This is a genomic window from Mycobacterium sp. NGS11 (genome assembly GCF_059813315.1).
The window spans coordinates 555,646-570,976 of the sequence record NZ_JCALEJ010000001.1 but is presented as its reverse complement, the minus strand read 5'-3'; the positions used below and the strand labels follow the sequence as shown (position 1 = coordinate 570,976).

General features: G+C 68.9%; 16 protein-coding genes. 5 read left to right on the top strand and 11 right to left on the bottom strand.

The features are described from left to right. Together AC5Y4T_RS02880 and pgsA are read right to left on the bottom strand one after the other, a co-directional pair. On the bottom strand, positions 1–277 hold a 277-nt coding region (locus AC5Y4T_RS02880; RefSeq protein ID WP_499951940.1), incomplete at its 3' end, for a helix-turn-helix domain-containing protein. A gap of 115 nt (positions 278–392) precedes the next feature. Continuing rightward, entirely contained in the window at positions 393–983 is a 591-nt protein-coding gene (gene pgsA / locus AC5Y4T_RS02875) for a CDP-diacylglycerol--glycerol-3-phosphate 3-phosphatidyltransferase (RefSeq protein WP_499919330.1), read from the bottom strand. Between the two features lie 38 nt (positions 984–1,021). On the opposite strand from pgsA, the gene AC5Y4T_RS02870 reads away from it, so the two are divergent. Continuing rightward, positions 1,022–1,555 carry an amino-acid N-acetyltransferase gene (locus AC5Y4T_RS02870; RefSeq protein WP_499919329.1) on the top strand — a complete coding sequence of 178 codons (534 nt, stop codon included), beginning with the start codon at positions 1,022–1,024 and terminating at the stop codon, positions 1,553–1,555. Positions 1,556–1,632: 77 nt separating this feature from the next. Here AC5Y4T_RS02870 and AC5Y4T_RS02865 read toward each other — a convergent pair whose 3' ends face one another. Continuing rightward, on the bottom strand, positions 1,633–4,131 hold the full coding sequence (locus tag AC5Y4T_RS02865; RefSeq protein ID WP_499919328.1) for a DNA translocase FtsK: 2,499 nt from the start codon (positions 4,129–4,131) through the stop codon (positions 1,633–1,635). Positions 4,132–4,301: 170 nt separating this feature from the next. On the opposite strand from AC5Y4T_RS02865, the gene AC5Y4T_RS02860 reads away from it, so the two are divergent. The 3 genes from AC5Y4T_RS02860 to AC5Y4T_RS02850 are packed head-to-tail and all read left to right on the top strand — an operon-like array spanning position 4,302 to position 6,324. Beyond that, complete coding sequence (locus AC5Y4T_RS02860) at positions 4,302–4,616, top strand: putative quinol monooxygenase (protein WP_499919327.1); 315 nt, start codon at positions 4,302–4,304, stop codon at positions 4,614–4,616. Continuing rightward, complete coding sequence (locus AC5Y4T_RS02855; protein ID WP_499919326.1) at positions 4,616–5,446, top strand: mycofactocin-coupled SDR family oxidoreductase; 831 nt, start codon at positions 4,616–4,618, stop codon at positions 5,444–5,446. Before AC5Y4T_RS02860 ends, AC5Y4T_RS02855 begins: the two co-directional genes overlap by 1 nt. A gap of 5 nt (positions 5,447–5,451) precedes the next feature. After that, on the top strand, positions 5,452–6,324 hold the full coding sequence (locus tag AC5Y4T_RS02850; RefSeq protein WP_499919325.1) for an SAM-dependent methyltransferase: 873 nt from the start codon (positions 5,452–5,454) through the stop codon (positions 6,322–6,324). 100 nt (positions 6,325–6,424) lie between these two features. Here the strand turns inward: AC5Y4T_RS02850 and AC5Y4T_RS02845 are convergent, their stop codons facing one another. From AC5Y4T_RS02845 to AC5Y4T_RS02815, 7 genes are all read right to left on the bottom strand, one after another. Then, positions 6,425–8,101, bottom strand: coding sequence for a ribonuclease J (locus AC5Y4T_RS02845; protein WP_499951936.1), 1,677 nt, complete (start codon positions 8,099–8,101; stop codon positions 6,425–6,427). A gap of 19 nt (positions 8,102–8,120) precedes the next feature. Further along, positions 8,121–9,023, bottom strand: a complete 903-nt coding sequence (gene dapA / locus AC5Y4T_RS02840) for a 4-hydroxy-tetrahydrodipicolinate synthase (protein WP_499919322.1) — start codon at positions 9,021–9,023, stop codon at positions 8,121–8,123. 58 nt (positions 9,024–9,081) lie between these two features. Continuing rightward, on the bottom strand, positions 9,082–9,834 hold the full coding sequence (gene thyX, locus AC5Y4T_RS02835; RefSeq protein ID WP_499919321.1) for an FAD-dependent thymidylate synthase: 753 nt from the start codon (positions 9,832–9,834) through the stop codon (positions 9,082–9,084). Positions 9,835–9,864: 30 nt separating this feature from the next. After that, positions 9,865–11,088 (bottom strand): winged helix-turn-helix domain-containing protein, encoded by a 1,224-nt coding sequence (locus AC5Y4T_RS02830; RefSeq protein ID WP_499951933.1) that lies wholly within the window; start codon positions 11,086–11,088, stop codon positions 9,865–9,867. Positions 11,089–11,123: 35 nt separating this feature from the next. Beyond that, positions 11,124–11,795, bottom strand: a complete 672-nt coding sequence (locus AC5Y4T_RS02825) for a cell division protein DivIVA (RefSeq protein ID WP_499952011.1) — start codon at positions 11,793–11,795, stop codon at positions 11,124–11,126. 108 nt (positions 11,796–11,903) lie between these two features. Then, entirely contained in the window at positions 11,904–12,422 is a 519-nt protein-coding gene (locus tag AC5Y4T_RS02820) for a dihydrofolate reductase (protein ID WP_499951931.1), read from the bottom strand. A gap of 50 nt (positions 12,423–12,472) precedes the next feature. Next, positions 12,473–13,273 carry a thymidylate synthase gene (locus AC5Y4T_RS02815; RefSeq protein WP_499919315.1) on the bottom strand — a complete coding sequence of 267 codons (801 nt, stop codon included), beginning with the start codon at positions 13,271–13,273 and terminating at the stop codon, positions 12,473–12,475. A gap of 98 nt (positions 13,274–13,371) precedes the next feature. Here AC5Y4T_RS02815 and AC5Y4T_RS02810 point away from each other — a divergent pair, with 98 nt between their 5' ends. Beyond that, positions 13,372–14,121 carry a dienelactone hydrolase family protein gene (locus tag AC5Y4T_RS02810; RefSeq protein WP_499951927.1) on the top strand — a complete coding sequence of 250 codons (750 nt, stop codon included), beginning with the start codon at positions 13,372–13,374 and terminating at the stop codon, positions 14,119–14,121. On the opposite strand, the gene AC5Y4T_RS02805 is transcribed toward AC5Y4T_RS02810, so the two are convergent. Further along, positions 14,110–15,324 carry a glycosyltransferase gene (locus AC5Y4T_RS02805; RefSeq protein WP_499951924.1) on the bottom strand — a complete coding sequence of 405 codons (1,215 nt, stop codon included), beginning with the start codon at positions 15,322–15,324 and terminating at the stop codon, positions 14,110–14,112. The two genes, AC5Y4T_RS02810 and AC5Y4T_RS02805, sit on opposite strands and share 12 nt — an antisense overlap. Between the last annotated feature and the right edge of the window lie 7 nt (positions 15,325–15,331).

Genomic DNA, 15,331 nt, shown 5'->3' with positions numbered 1-15,331 from the left:
TGCTGGCGGTCCCATCCGCGGGCGCGCCGACGGCCGCACGTTCTTCGCTGGCCATCCGCTCGCCGGCGTGGGTGAGAACCGACGACAGCGGGACGTCCAACGCGTCGCAGATCGCGTTCAGCAGCTCGCTGGATGGCTCCTTGCGGCCGCGCTCGACCTCGGACAGGTATCCGAGGCTCACCCGCGCCGAATCGGACACCTCGCGCAGCGTCCTGCCCTGTGTCGTGCGGGCCTCGCGCAGCACGTCGCCGATGACCTCGCGCACCAATGGCGGCATCCCGCCCTCCTTCGTCCAGTCGGCCCTGCGCGGCACGTACTCGCTTGCCTCCGGCAGGGGCTCTCTAGGTGAACGCCGTCGGCGGTGGTCTGGTTCCCATTTGGCGCCGCCGGAATCAGCCGGGTGTGCGGCGTACTTCCCGGACGGTCGAGACGACGTAGTCGATACCCGTGATGACGGTGAGCACGATCGCCGCGGCCATCACCACCGCCGCGGCCACCCGGAAGGGCCCCGCCAGGGGCAGTACGAACAATCCGATGGCCAGCACCTGCACCACGGTCTTGAGTTTGCCGCCCCAACTGGCCGGGATGACGCCGCGACGAATCACGGCCAGTCGCAGCACGGTGACCCCGAACTCGCGGGCCAGGATCACGACCGTGACCCACCACGGCAGTTCACCGAGCATCGACAGCCCGATCAGCGCCGACCCCACCAGTGTCTTGTCTGCGATCGGGTCGACGAAAGCGCCGAATTCGGTTGCCATGCCGTAGTTGCGGGCCAGCAGGCCGTCGAGCCGATCGGTGATGCAGGCGGCCGCGAAGATCACGAAAGCAACCACCCGGAAACCGCTTTGATGGCCGTCCCCGGCGAACAGCGCGAGCAAGAAGATCGGCACCAGGACGAGCCGCAACAGGGTCAGCGTATTGGCCAAATTGGCGATGTTCGCGCGGCCTGCCGCCGGACCCGTCTGCGGCTGCCCCGACACGGCAACAGAATAGCGGTTGACCAGCACACCCGGTTGCGATGTCGATACTGTTAGCCGTGACCCATGATCCGCAGCGTCCTCGGCCGCTGGTTCGGCGCGCGCGAACGTCCGACGTGCCGGCCATCAAACACTTGGTCGACACCTATGCGGGAAAGATCCTGCTGGAGAAGAACCTCGTGACGTTGTACGAGGCCGTCCAGGAATTCTGGGTGGCCGAACACGAGGGCCAGGTGGTCGGTTGCGGCGCGCTGCACGTGTTGTGGTCGGACCTCGGCGAGGTGCGCACCGTCGCCGTCAGCCCGGCGCTGACCGGCCACGGCATCGGCCACGCGATCGTCGACCGGCTGCTGGAGGTCGCCCGCGAGCTGCAGCTCAAGCGGCTGTTCGTGTTGACGTTCGAAACCGAGTTCTTCGCCCGGCACGGATTCACCGAGATCGAGGGCACGCCGGTCACCGCCGAGGTCTTCGAGGAGATGTGCCGCTCCTACGACATCGGTGTCGCCGAATTCCTGGACCTCAGCTACGTCAAGCCGAACATCCTCGGCAACTCGCGGATGCTGCTGGTGTTGTAGAACGCCGAGCGTGAACTGGCGGCGGGATTCCGGCCAGTTCTTCGCCTTGAGTGCACGCTCGGCGTTGAACCCGGCCGCTATTCCGGGTCGCCCCCGTCGGCGTCGCTTCCGCCCCGGATCAACGCCAGCGTTCCGGCCAGCTCGTCGGGCTTGATCAGCACCTCGCGCGCCTTGGAGCCCTCCGACGGTCCGACGATGCCGCGGGTCTCCATCAGGTCCATCAGCCGGCCGGCCTTGGCGAAGCCGACGCGCAGCTTGCGCTGCAACATCGAGGTGGAGCCGAACTGGCTGGACACCACCAGCTCGACGGCCTGCAGGAACACGTCCATGTCGTCGCCGATGTCGGGGTCGACGTCGGTGCGTTCCCCGGTGGGCTTGGCGGTCGTGACGCCCTCGGTGTACTCGGGCTCGGCCTGGTCCTTGCAGGCGGTGACGACGGCCTGGATCTCCTCGTCGGTGATGAACGCGCCCTGCAACCGGATCGGCTTGCCCGCGCCCATCGGCAGAAACAGGCCGTCGCCCATGCCGATCAGTTTTTCGGCGCCGGCCTGGTCCAGGATGACGCGGCTGTCGGTCAGCGACGACGTGGCGAACGCCAGCCGGGACGGCACGTTCGTCTTGATCAGACCGGTGACCACGTCCACCGACGGGCGCTGGGTGGCCAGCACCAGGTGAATGCCTGCGGCCCGGGCCTTTTGGGTGATCCGCACGATGGCGTCCTCGACGTCGCGCGGCGCCGTCATCATCAGGTCGGCCAGCTCGTCGACGATCGCCACCACATACGGGTAGGGCCGGTATTCACGCTGGCTGCCCAGCGGCGCGGTGATGACACCGGCGCGCACCTTCTCGTTGAAGTCGTCGATGTGCCGCACCCGGGACGCCTGCATGTCCTGGTAGCGCTGCTCCATCTCCTCGACCAGCCACGCCAGCGCGGCGGCCGCCTTCTTGGGCTGCGTGATGATCGGGGTGATCAGGTGCGGAATGCCTTCGTACGGCGTGAGTTCCACCATTTTCGGGTCGATCAGGATCATCCTGACCTCCTCCGGGGTCGCGCGCGCCAGCAGCGACACCAGCATCGAGTTGACGAAGCTGGACTTACCGGATCCGGTCGAGCCGGCCACCAGCAGGTGCGGCATCTTGGCCAGGTTGGCCGAGATGAAGTCGCCCTCGATGTCCTTGCCGAGCCCGATCACCAGCGGGTGGTGGTCGCGCCGGGTCGAGGGAGCGGTGAGCACGTCGGCCAGCCGCACCATCTCTCGGTCGGTGTTGGGCACCTCGATGCCCACAGCCGACTTGCCGGGGATCGGCGCCAGCATGCGCACGCTCTCGGTGGCCACCGCGTAGGCGATGTTCTTCTGCAGGGCGGTGATCTTCTCGACCTTCACGCCCGGTCCCAGCTCGACCTCGTAGCGGGTGACGGTCGGCCCGCGGGTGCAGCCGGTCACGGCGGCGTCGACCTTGAACTGGGTCAGCACCTCGGTGATGGCGTCGGCCATGACGTTGTTGGCGGCGCTGCGCTTCTTGGGCGGATCGCCCGCCACCAGCAGGCTGAGCGAGGGCAGCGTGTAGGGACCCTCGACGATCCGGTCGAGTTCCACGGTGTCGTGCTTGCCCGCCGACCGGCCGCGCTTGCGGCCCCGCGACGCCTGCAGGGCGGGCTGGATGGCGGGTTCGGGCACGGTCGGGATGTCGTCCTGCAGCGCGGCCTCGGCCTCGTCGTCCGGCGACCAGGCGGCCGACTCGGGAACCGAAGGAGCGTCGTCGTAGTCGTCGTCGTGGGCCGCTTCGGCGTCGTCGTCGAACTCGTCCGCGTAGTCGTACGGCTCGTCGTCGCCGACCAGCCGGGTGCCGAACATGGCCCGCACCACGTCGGGCACCTCCCGGATGGTGGTTCCGGTCAGCAGCAACAGGCCGAACATGAACCCGATGAACAACAACGGCGCGGCAATCCAGGGCGTGAGCCCGTCCGAGAGCGGGCCGCCGATGGCGAAGCCGATGAAACCGGCCGCGCGGCGGCGCGCCTCCGGGTCCCCCGGCGAGCCCGACCACAGGTGGCGCAAACCGAGGACCGACAGCGTGATCAGGCTGGTGCCGAGGATCAGCCGGGGGCGCACATCCGGGTTGGGCTCGGTGCGCATCAGGGTCACCGCCACCGCCGCGGTGGCCGCCGGCAGCGCCAGCACACCGGCGCCGATGAAGGTCCGCAGCAGCGTGTCGACCCACGTGCCGACCGGTCCGGCGGCGTGGAACCACGAGCTCGCGACGACCACCACGGAAAAGCCCAGCAGTACCAGCGCGATGCCATCGCGGCGATGCCCGGGATCGATGTCGTGGGCTCGCCCGATCGACCGGGCCGCGCCGCCGGTCCCCCGGGCGGCCATCAACCAGATCGCGCGGATGGCGCGACCACACGTCAGTCCGGCCCCGACCAGCGGGGCGTGATTGCGCCGCCGGGCGGGCTTGCTGACCTTCTTGCGGGGCGCCGCCGGGCGCGCACCCCGGGACCCGCTGGCGCGCGAAGTGGCCTTTGACCTGCTCGTTCGGCTTCCGGAGCGGGCGGCGGTCTTACTGGGCATGACGGCAAGGGTAGTCGCAACGGCATCATCTACACCACCCGCCACACTGGTAACCCTCCGGCCTTGTCAGGCACGGTGCGGCCGGGGCGCCAAATCGCGTGAGTAGGGTGACATTCGGTTGCGAGAAGTCGTGCTCGTCACCGGATCCCACAGCGCCCAGGAGGCCATCAATGCCCGTTGTCGTCGTCGCCACCATGACTGTCAAACCCGAGTCGGTCGACACCGTTCGCGACATCCTCACGCGGGCGGTCGAAGAAGTGCACGACGAGCCGGGCTGCCAGTTGTATTCGCTGCACCAGTCCGACGAGACCTTCGTCTTCGTCGAGCAGTGGGCAGACGCCGAGGCGCTCAAGGCGCACAGCACCGCGCCGGCGATCGGCAAGATGTTCACCGCGGCGGGTGAGCACCTCGTCGGCGCCCCCGACATCAAGATGCTGCAGCCGGTGTCGGCCGGCGACCCGGCCAAAGGCCAGTTGCGGCCCTGATGGCCCGCTCGCCAGAAGGCCCCCTGAAAGGCAAAGTCGCCTTCATCACCGGCGCCGCGCGCGGGCAGGGCCGCGCGCACGCGGTGCGGCTGGCCGCCGACGGCGCCGACATCATCGCCGTCGACCTGTGCGACCAGATCGCCAGCGTCCCCTACCCGCTGGCCACCCCCGAGGACTTGGCCGCCACGGTGAAGCTGGTGCAAGACACCGGCGCGCGGATCGTGGCCGCTCGCGGCGACGTCCGCGACCGCGAATCGCTGGCGGCCGCCTTGCAGGCGGGCCTGGACGAGTTCGGCCGCCTCGACATCGTGGTGGCCAACGCCGGGATCGCCCCCATGCAATCCGGTGACGACGGCTGGCACGACGTCATCGACGTCAACCTCACCGGCGTCTACCACACCATCAAGGTCGCGATACCCACGATGGTCAAGCAGGGCACCGGCGGGTCGATCGTGCTGATCAGTTCGAGCGCCGGGCTGGCCGGGGTCGGCAGCCCGGACGCCGGTTCCGTCGGCTACGCCGCCGCCAAGCACGGTGTGGTCGGGCTGATGCGTGTCTACGCGAATCTGCTTGCCGGGCAGATGATCCGGGTCAACTCGATCCACCCGTCCGGCGTCGAGACGCCGATGATCAACAACGAATTCACCCGGGAGTGGCTGGCCAAGATGGCCGCCGCGACGGACACGCCGGGCGCGATGGGCAACGCCATGCCGGTGGAGGTGCTGGACGTCGAGGACGTCGCCAACGCGGTGGCGTGGCTGGTGTCCGACCAGGCGCGCTACATCACCGGGGTAACCCTGCCCGTCGACGCGGGTTTCTTGAACAAGTAATGGCGATGGCACGAAACCCGGTCGCGCAGACGGCATTTGGCCCGATGTTACTGGCCGCGGTCGAGCAGAACGAGCCGCCCGGCCGCCGCCTGGTCGACGACGACTTCGCCGAACTCTTCCTGCCCGCGCCGCTGCGGTGGCTCGTCGGGGCGACCCGGTTCGCGCCGGTTCGGCGGTTGATGATCCGCGGCTCGGAGTTCACCGGTCCGGGACTGTGGGCGAATCTGGCGTGCCGCAAGCGTTTCATCACCGACAAGGTCCAGGAATCACTCGACGACGTCAACGCCGTCGTCATCCTCGGAGCGGGCCTGGACACCCGCGCCTACCAGTTGACGCGGCGGGTCCGCATTCCGGTGTTCGAGGTCGACCTGCCGGTCAACGTGGCGAGGAAGCTCAAGACGGTCCGCCGCGTGCTCGGCGAGCCGCCGCTGTCGGTTCGGTTGGTGGCGTTGAACCTCGAGCATGACGACCTGCTCACCTCGCTCGCCGAGCACGGTTACCGCACCGACTACCGGGCGTTCTTCATCTGCGAAGGCGTCACCCAATACCTCACCGAAGCCACCGTCCGGCGCACGCTGGACGGGCTGCGCGCAACCGCGCCGGGCAGCCGTCTGGTGTTCACCTACGTCCGTAGCGATTTCATCGACGGCACCAACCGGTATGGCACCCGGACGCTGTACCGCACCGTACGCCAGCGCCGGCAACTGTGGCATTTCGGCTTGCAGCCCGACGACGTCGCGGCGTTCCTCGCCGAGTACGGCTGGCGGCTGGTGGAGCAGGCCGGTCCCGACGAGCTCGTCGAGCGTTATGTCGAGCCCACCGGCCGCAAACTCACAGCGTCGCAACTGGAGTGGTCGGCCTACGCCGAGAAGCTCTGAGCGCAGAGTCCTGCGCGACACTTAAACGTCTGCGACGACACGCCGGCCATCATCGCAATGGTTTAAGTCTCGCGCGTCGGCCTACGCCGAGAGGTCGCCGCTAGACCTCGATGACGGTCGGCACGATCATCGGCTGCCTGCGGTAGGTTTCGCCCACCCACTTGCCGACGGTGCGCCGCACCCCCTGGGCGATGCGACTCGGATCGGTGATGTTCTCGGCCTGCAGCGCTTCCAGCTCGGCCTCTACCCTGCGCACGGCGGGCTCCAGCGCCTTCGGATCCTCGGAGAACCCGCGCGAATGCAGGTGCGGCGGGGCGACCGGGCGGCCGGTGCCGCGCGCGACCACCACGGTCACCGCCACGAAACCCGACGACAGGATGAGCCGTTCGCCCAGCGTGATGTCGCCGACGTCGCCGTTGATCAGGCCGTCGACGAACATCTTGCCGACCGGCACCGCGCCGGCGATCGAGGCCTTGCCGGCGACCAGGTCGACGCTCACCCCGTTCTCGGCCAGCAGGATCGACTCCTCCGGCACGCCGGTACGAGCCGCCAGTTTGGCGTTGGCGCGCAGCATGCGCCACGTCCCGTGCACGGGCATGACGTGGCGCGGCCGAATCCCGTTGTACAGAAACAACAGTTCCCCGGCGTAGGCGTGGCCCGAAACATGCACGCGGGCTTGCGCATTGGTCACGACGCGGGCCCCGATCTTGGCGAGCTCGTCGATGACGCCGTAGACCGCTTCCTCGTTGCCCGGGATCAGCGAGGACGCCAGCACCACCAGGTCGCCCGCGGTCAGCGTGATGCTGCGGTGCTCGCCCCGCGACATCCGCGACAGCGCCGACATCGGTTCGCCCTGGGTGCCGGTAGTAATCAGCACCACCTGCTCGGGCGGCATCATCTCGGCGGCGCCGATGTCGATCACGTCCGAGTCGGCCACCCGCAGGAATCCGAGTTCCCGGGCGATTCCCATGTTGCGCACCATCGATCGGCCGACGAACGACACCCGCCGGCCCAAAGCGACTGCGGCATCGATGATTTGCTGCACCCGGTCCACGTTGGAGGCGAAGCATGCCACGATGACCCGGCCTTCGGCACCGCGGATCAAGCGGTGCAGCGTCGGGCCCACTTCACTTTCCGAGGGCCCGACGCCGGGATGCTCGGAATTGGTTGAGTCACAAAGAAACAGGTCCACACCGGCGTCACCGAGCCGGGACATGCCGGGCAGGTCGGTCGGGCGGCCGTCCAGAGGAAGCTGGTCGAGCTTGATGTCACCGGTGTGCAGGATCGTCCCCGCCCCGGTGTGCACGGCGATCGCCAGCGCGTCGGGAATGGAGTGGTTGACGGCGAAGTAGTGACATTCGAACACGCCGTGACTGCTCTTCTGGCCCTCGGCCACCTCGACGAACACGGGCTTGAGGCGGTGCTCGCGGCACTTCGCGGCGACCAGCGCCAGCGTGAACTTCGAGCCGACCACAGGAATGTCGGGGCGCAGCTTGAGCAGGAACGGAATGCCGCCGATGTGGTCCTCGTGGGCGTGGGTGAGCACCAGCGCCTCGATGTCGTCGAGCCGGTCTTCGATGTGACGCAGATCCGGCAGGATCAGATCCACCCCGGGTTCGTCATGGGTGGGGAACATCACCCCGCAGTCGATGACCAACAGGCGGCCCAAATGCTCGAAAACCGTCATGTTGCGGCCGATTTCGCTGATGCCACCCAGTGCAGTGACCCGCAACCCTCCCGTGGCCAAAGGGCCTGGCGGGGCGAGGTCTACATCCACTTCTCGGAAACTCCCCGGGTCACCGCAGCACCGAGGCCGCTCGCATGTCCGCGGCCAACTCGTCGAGTTGTTCTGGTGTCGCGGGCATTTGCGGCAGTCGCGGATCGCCGACGTCGATACCTTGCAGACGCAGACCGGCCTTCGACAGGGTCACCCCGCCCAGGCGGGCCATCGCGTCGCACAGCGGGGCGACGGTGGCGTTGATCTTGCGGGCGGTGGCGATGTCCCCGGAGCTGAAGGCGGCCAACATTTCCCGAAGTTGTCCGGCGGCCACGTGCGAAATCACGCTGATGAATCCGGTGGCGCCCATGGCCAGCCACGGCAGGTTCAGCGCATCGTCGCCCGAGTAGTAGGCCAGGCCGGTGTCGGCGATGATCTGGCCACCGCTGTGCAGGTCGGCCTTCGCGTCCTTGATCCCGACGATGTTGGGGTGGGCGGCCAGCGCACGAATGGTCTCGGGCTGGATTGGTATCACCGAACGCGGCGGGATGTCGTAGAGCAGCACGGGCAGGTCGGTCGCGTCGGCGACGGTGGTGAAGTGGGCGATCAGCCCGCTCTGGGGCGGCTTCGAGTAGTACGGGGTGACCACCAGCAGCCCGTGGGCGCCCTCGGCCGCGCAGGCCTTGGCCAGCCGGACGCTGTGGGCGGTGTCATAGGTGCCCGCGCCGGCGATGACGCGGGCCCGGTCGCCGACCGCCTCCAGCACGACGCGCAGCAGTTCACGCTTCTCGTCGTCGGTGGTGGTCGGGGACTCGCCCGTGGTTCCGGAAACCACCAGCCCGTCACAGCCGGCGTCGATCAGGTGATTGGCCAGCTGTGCGGCGGCGGCGATGTCGACGGAGCCGTCGCGGTCAAACGGCGTGACCATCGCGGTCAGCAAGGTCCCCAACCGCGCTGGGGCGTCGAATCCGACCGTGCTCACGCTGCTAGGTTACCTGGCCCCGGCAAGGTGATTAGCATCCGCGTTGCGCGCCGGCGCATCAGGCTTCGGTCGCCAGCGGGCTGGTCGCGACCTCGGTGCCGTCGGCCAGCGTGGAGATTTCGAAGTCGGCGAACACCGCCGGCGCCACGCCGGTCAACTGCCGCAGGCACTCGATGGCGAGCCGCCGGATCTCCACGTCGGCGTGCTCGCTGGCGCGCATCGCGATGAAGTGGCGCCACGCCCGGTAGTTGCCGGTGACGACGATGCGGGTTTCAGTCGCGTTGGGCAGCACGGAGCGGGCCGCCTGGCGGGCCTGTTTGCGACGCAACACCGCGTTCGGTTGGTCCGCGAACTTCGCCTCCAGCTTCGCCAGCAGCTCGGTGTAGGTGGCGCGGCTGGCGTCCGCGGCCGCGGCCAGGATCCGCTGCAGTTCCGGATCGTCTTCCATGCCCGGCGGCAGGACGACGTGCGATTCCTTCTCGGGGACGTAGCGCTGCGACAGCTGCGAATAGGAGAAGTGCCGATGCCGAATCAGCTCATGGGTGCACGATCGCGAGATGCCGGTGATGTAAAACGACACACTCCCGTGTTCGAGCACCGAGAAGTGGCCGACATCGATGATGTGCTTGATGTAGCCGGCGTTGGTCGCGGTCTTGGGGTTCGGTTTCGACCAGCTCTGGTAGCAGGCCCGGCCGGCGAACTCGACCAGCGCGGCCCCGCCGTCGGCGTCGGTGGCCCACGGCACGTCGGGGGGTGCCAAGAAGTCGGTCTTGGCGATCAGTTGCACGCGCAGCGGCGCGATCTCGGCCACGGCGCTCACCTTAGCCCGGCGACGCTGGCCTCAACTGACCCGCTTGGCCGCCGCGCGCAGCTCGGCGGCCAGATCACCGCGGCCGGCGACGCTCAACCCGCCCAGGCCCAGCCACGACGCCATGGACTCGCACTCACGGGCCAGCGCCGCAGCGACGCGGGGCTTGGCCACACCGGGCTCGCCGAACGCACCCAGGACCCGCAGCGAGTCGGCGGCGCGGTCGGCCTTGAGGTCGACCCGCGCCACCAGTCGTCCGTCCATGAGTAGCGGCCACACGTAGTAGCCGTACCGCCGCTTGGCGGCCGGGGTGTAAATCTCTATGCGGTAATGGAATTCGAACAATCGCTCGACGCGCGGGCGAAAGAAGATGAGTGGGTCGAACGGGCACAGCAACGCAGTGCCGCGGTCGGTGCGGGGCACCGTGCGCCCCTCCCGCAGATAGGCCGGTGCGGACCAGCCGTCGACGTCGACCGGCTCGATGTCTCCGGCGGCCACCAGTGCGGCGATCGCCGGCTTGATCTGTTGCGCCGACAGCCGAAAGTAGTCGCGGATGTCGGCCTCGGTGCCCACGCCCAACGCGGTGGCGGCCCGCAGCGCGAGCTCGCGGATCGCCTCGTCGTCGTCGACCTCGCGGGCCAGCACGCCGGCCGGCAGCACCCGTTCCACCAAGTCGTAGTGGCGAGCGAAGCCCACCCGGGTGGCGGTGGTGAGCACGCCGGCCGAGAACAGCGCCTCGGCCACCCACTTGGTGTCGCTGCGGCTGCCCCACCAGCTTCCCCTGGGCCCGCGTGTTTCGGCTTCCAGATGGGCCTCGATCTGCCCGGCGGTGCTGGGCCCGAGTTCGGCGACGGCGGCAACGATCTTGTCGGCAAGTTCCGGGTTGGCCTTGACGATGTGGGTGCCCCACCGGCCGTGGGAGTACTGGCGCATCCGCCAGCGCAGCAGCGGCCAGTCCTCGACGGCCATCAGCGCGGCCTCGTGCGCCCAGTACTCCGCCAGCAGCCGCGACGACCGCGGGCCCCAGGCGGCGCGGTCGAGCACGTCACGGTCGTAGGGGCCGAGCCGGCTGAACACCGGCGCGTAGTGTGCGCGCACCGCCACCGAGACCGAATCCAGTTGCAGCACCTGAATTCTGGAGATCAACCGCTTCAGGTGGGCCCGGGTGACCTCGCCGCCCGGCCGGGGTTCGGTAAATCCTTGGGCCGCAACGGCTATCCGCCGGGCTTGGGCGGCCGATAGCCTGCGGGTCGACACGCGCCGAGAATACCGGCCGTGTCCGACATGCCGCGTTAGGACGCTGAGCCGGCGCTGACTTTCTCGTCCAACCGCGCCATCGTGTCCGTCTCGGGCGCATTCTTTTGTTCGTCGTATGCGGCATCGAGGGCATCCGGAACCGCTTTCAGGTCGCGGTAGACGCCCATCAGCTGTTCGAGGATCCGGATCCGTTGCCGGCTCGCCTCCTCGACGGCCCGTCGGGCCTCCTCACGATCCCGGTCCGCCCTCTCCTTCGCCTCCGCGAGGAGCCGCTCACGCGCCTGCTGGGCGTCTTCGCGCAGGCTGGTCAGCTCCGCTTCGAGCTTTTCCTTGGTCACTTGGTACTCGGCTTCCATGGCTTCGCGCTCCGCGGCCATGTCCGACAACATCTGCTCGCGCTTTCGCTGGGTCTCTTCGGCCTCGGCCTCGGCCGCCGCGATCAGCGCATCCGCTTCTGCTCGCGCCTCGGCCTGCATCTCCGCCACCTCGTCGACCGCGCGGCTCAGCATTTTCGCCAACCGCTGCTGCACCGCGTGCGGCGACGGCGACGTGTCCGTCAAAGCGGCCACTTCCTTGCGCAGCGCGGCCGTTTGTTCGCCGGATTCCCGCAGCCGGGCACGGAGGCTCTCGACGTCGTCGAGCAGCAGTTGCTGCTTGGCGGTCAGCATCTCGACGTGGGCATCGACCGCGGTCGCGTCATACCCCATGAATTTTCGCGCGAACGTCCTGGGTTCGGGTGTCACTGCCAATTCCCCCTCCTAATGCGAACGCCTGATTGACCCCGTACGACCGACCCCGGGTCCGAGTATGTCAGGTCAGGCCGTGGGCGCGACCGGGTGCGCGGCGCTGCGACGGTAGCTGTGGAAGCGATACCGCAGGCCCGAGCGGCTGGCCCGCCACTGCCCCGTTTCACCCACCCAAGTGTCGTCCAGCGTCGGCGCCAGCGCATCGTCGTCATCGCGTCGCAAATCGATTTCGATCTCGGTGACCTCACAGCGCGTGGCGTACGGCAGGGCCAGCAAATAAATCTGTGCGCCGCCGATCACCCACGTTTCGGGCCCCCCCTTGGCGAGGGCTTCGTCCAGGGTGCCGACCACGCACGCCCCGTCGGCGACGAAACCGGTGTCGCGGGACAGGACCACATTGCGCCGGCCCGGCAGGGGCCGCACCTTCGCCGGCAACGAATCCCAGGTCCGCCGGCCCATGATCACCGGGTGCCCGATGGTCACCTCTTTGAAGCGCATCAGATCTTCCGGCACTTTCCAGGGGATGTCGCCATCGCGCCCGATGACGCCGGAGGTCGACTGAGCCCACACCAGGCCCACCTCGGTCATACGCGCTACTCCTTGCAGGCCGCCCGAGCCGGCGTCGTCGCCGGCGCGATTCATACAGCGACTGGGGCTTTGATCGCCGGATGGGGGTCGTAGTTCTTCACGACAACGTCGTCGTAGGTGTAATCGAAAATCGAATCCCGTGGCCCCAGAACGAGTTCCGGGTATGGCCGGGGGTCGCGGCTCAGCTGCAGCCGCACCTGCTCGACGTGGTTGTCGTAGATGTGGCAGTCCCCGCCCGTCCAGACGAACTCACCGACGGCGAGGCCGGACTGGGCGGCCATCATGTGCGTCAGCAGCGCGTAGCTGGCGATGTTGAACGGCACGCCCAAAAACAGGTCGGCGCTGCGCTGGTAGAGCTGGCAGCTCAGCCGGCCGTCGGCCACGTAGAACTGGAAGAACGCGTGACACGGCGGCAGGGCCATCTGCGGGATTTCGCCGACGTTCCAGGCCGACACGATGATGCGCCGCGAGTCGGGGTCGGTGCGCAGCAGGTCCAGAGCCGCACTGATCTGGTCGACGTGCTCGCCCGACGGCGTGGGCCAGGACCGCCATTGCACACCGTAGATCGGCCCGAGATCGCCTGTGCTGCTTGCCCATTCGTCCCAGATGGTAACCCCGTGCTCGTGCAGCCAGGCGACGTTGGAATCGCCGCGCAGGAACCACAGCAATTCGTAGATCACCGATTTCAGGTGCACCTTCTTGGTGGTGAGCAGCGGGAACCCGGCCGACAGGTCATAGCGCAGCTGCCGACCGAACAGGCTGCGGGTCCCGGTGCCGGTGCGGTCGGATTTGGCCGCCCCCTGGTCGAGCACCAAGCGGAGCAAGTCCTCGTAGGGGGTCGGGATCGGCACGCCGCAAGCTTAGCGGCGATCGCCAGCGCGGCGTGGCCGGGCGCGGCGGGTCGGCGCCGATTGATTCGGGTCTAGGCGCGCGGAGTAGAACGGGTGCCATGCCGAACATCATCGACGTCGTCACCACACCCGATGGCAGCTGCACGGTGCACCTGTTCACCCCCGACGGCCCGGAATCGCAAGTCCCATGGCCCGCGGTGGTCATGTATCCCGACGCGGGCGGCGTGCGTGACACGTTCGAGCAGATGGCGGCCAAGCTGGCCGGGTTCGGTTACGCGGTGCTGCTTCCGGATGTCTACTACCGCACCGCGGACTGGGCGCCGTTCGACATGGCGACGGTGTTCAGCGACCCGAAAGAACGCGGACGCCTGTTCTCGATGATCGGCAGCGTCACCCCGGACCGGATGGCCGCCGACGCCGGCGCGTTCTTCGACTATCTGGCCGCCCGCCCCGAGGTGGCCGGCGAGCGATTCGGGGTGTGCGGCTACTGCATGGGCGGCCGGACGTCGCTCATGGTGGCCGGCCGGGTGCCGGACCGGGTGGCCGCGGCGGCGTCCTTCCACGGCGGCGGCCTGGTGACCGACGCCGACGACAGCCCCCACCTGCTCGCCGACCGGATGACCGCCACGGTGTACGTGGGCGGCGCCAAGGATGACGCGTCGTTCACCGCCGATCACGCCGAACAGCTCGACAAAACGCTGACGGCGGCCGGCGTCGAGCACACCATCGAGTGGTACCCGGCCGGCCACGGATTCGCGGTTCCGGACAACGCGCCCTACGACGCCGCGGCGGCCGAGCGGCATTGGGCGGCGCTGACGGAGGTGTTCGCGTCCGCGCTACCGCGCTAGCGCGGTCATCAGCAGCGTCGCGGCCACCGAAGCGCCGTCTGTGCGGATCTTTGCGGCCACAGAACTCGCCCGTGCGCGGACGTGATCGGTCAGGACCGCCTTGAGCGCGGTCGACAGCGACTCGGTGGTGGGAGCGGGACCGTCATGGGGGGCGCCGATGCCGAGGTCGCGCACCCGGGCAGCCCAGTGGGGTTGATCGGCCCCCTGGGGCACCACCACCTGCGGGGCGCCCGCCCGGGCGGCCGTCGTCGTGGTGCCCGCGCCGCCGTGGTGCACGACGGCGGCGACCCGCCCGAACAGCGCCAGGTGGTTGACCTCGCCGACGGCGAAGCAGTCGTCCCGGTCGTCGATCGGGGCAAGGCCGGCCCAGCCGCGGGACACCACGGCGCGATGGCCCAGCGCGCGCACCGCCTCGATGGCCGTGCGCGCGACGTCCCGCGAGGCGCGCATCGGCATGCTGCCGAAGCCCACATAGACCGGCGGCGCGCCCGCGTCGAGGAATGCCAGCAAGTCGGCGGGCAGCGGGCGTTCGTCGCGCAGCAACCACGCTCCGGTTTGGACGACGTCGAGGTCGGCGGCCTGCCACGGGTCCAGGATGGGGTCCGTCGCCAGCCATGGGCAGTCGGTCAGGGCGTAGTCGCGCAAGTTGTCCAGCGGCGGCAGGCCGATCGCCGCACGGTGACCGTTGAGCGTCGCGCCGAACAGCTCCTGCATGTGCCGTCCATCCAGTTGCCACAGGACGCGGTTGTCGGCCATGCCGAATGGAATCGGCCCGTTCGCGTACGCCGGCGGTGAGTGGTGCGGCGACGGCAGGATGGTGGGCTGGTAACTGACATAGACGTAGTGAAGTCCCAGCCTTTCGGTCGCCGAGCGCGCGGCTGCCGCGGCGGCCGGGAAGCCGGCGACCACCAACGCGTCACAGCCTTCGGCCGCGGCGGCCACGGTGTCGAATTGCGCGGCGATGAGCCGGTCCAAGTGCCCGCGCAGGTCCTCCTCCGACGGCGTCGTGCCCGTCTTCATCGCCCGCAGCGATTCGCCGAAGGGCAACAGCGGCACGCCGGCACGGGCCAGCAGTTCGACGAATTCGGCGTCCGGCGGCGCGCTCACCCGCGCGTCAACGCCGAGCGTCCGCAGCTGCACCGCGAGCGCGGCGAGCGGCTCGACGCCTCCGCGCGAGTCGTACGCCGACAGCAACACTCGCACTGGCCCA

Excerpts from the sequence above, each read along its gene's own strand:
- AC5Y4T_RS02870 (WP_499919329.1), top strand. The coding sequence starts at position 1,022 with ATGTCGATACTGTTAGCCGTGACCCATGATCCGCAGCGTCCTCGGCCG.
- AC5Y4T_RS02865 (WP_499919328.1), bottom strand. The coding sequence starts at position 4,131 with ATGCCCAGTAAGACCGCCGCCCGCTCCGGAAGCCGAACGAGCAGGTCA.
- AC5Y4T_RS02860 (WP_499919327.1), top strand. The coding sequence starts at position 4,302 with ATGCCCGTTGTCGTCGTCGCCACCATGACTGTCAAACCCGAGTCGGTC.
- AC5Y4T_RS02855 (WP_499919326.1), top strand. The coding sequence starts at position 4,616 with ATGGCCCGCTCGCCAGAAGGCCCCCTGAAAGGCAAAGTCGCCTTCATC.
- AC5Y4T_RS02850 (WP_499919325.1), top strand. The coding sequence starts at position 5,452 with ATGGCACGAAACCCGGTCGCGCAGACGGCATTTGGCCCGATGTTACTG.
- AC5Y4T_RS02825 (WP_499952011.1), bottom strand. The coding sequence starts at position 11,795 with ATGGGGTATGACGCGACCGCGGTCGATGCCCACGTCGAGATGCTGACC.
- AC5Y4T_RS02820 (WP_499951931.1), bottom strand. The coding sequence starts at position 12,422 with ATGACCGAGGTGGGCCTGGTGTGGGCTCAGTCGACCTCCGGCGTCATC.
- AC5Y4T_RS02810 (WP_499951927.1), top strand. The coding sequence starts at position 13,372 with ATGCCGAACATCATCGACGTCGTCACCACACCCGATGGCAGCTGCACG.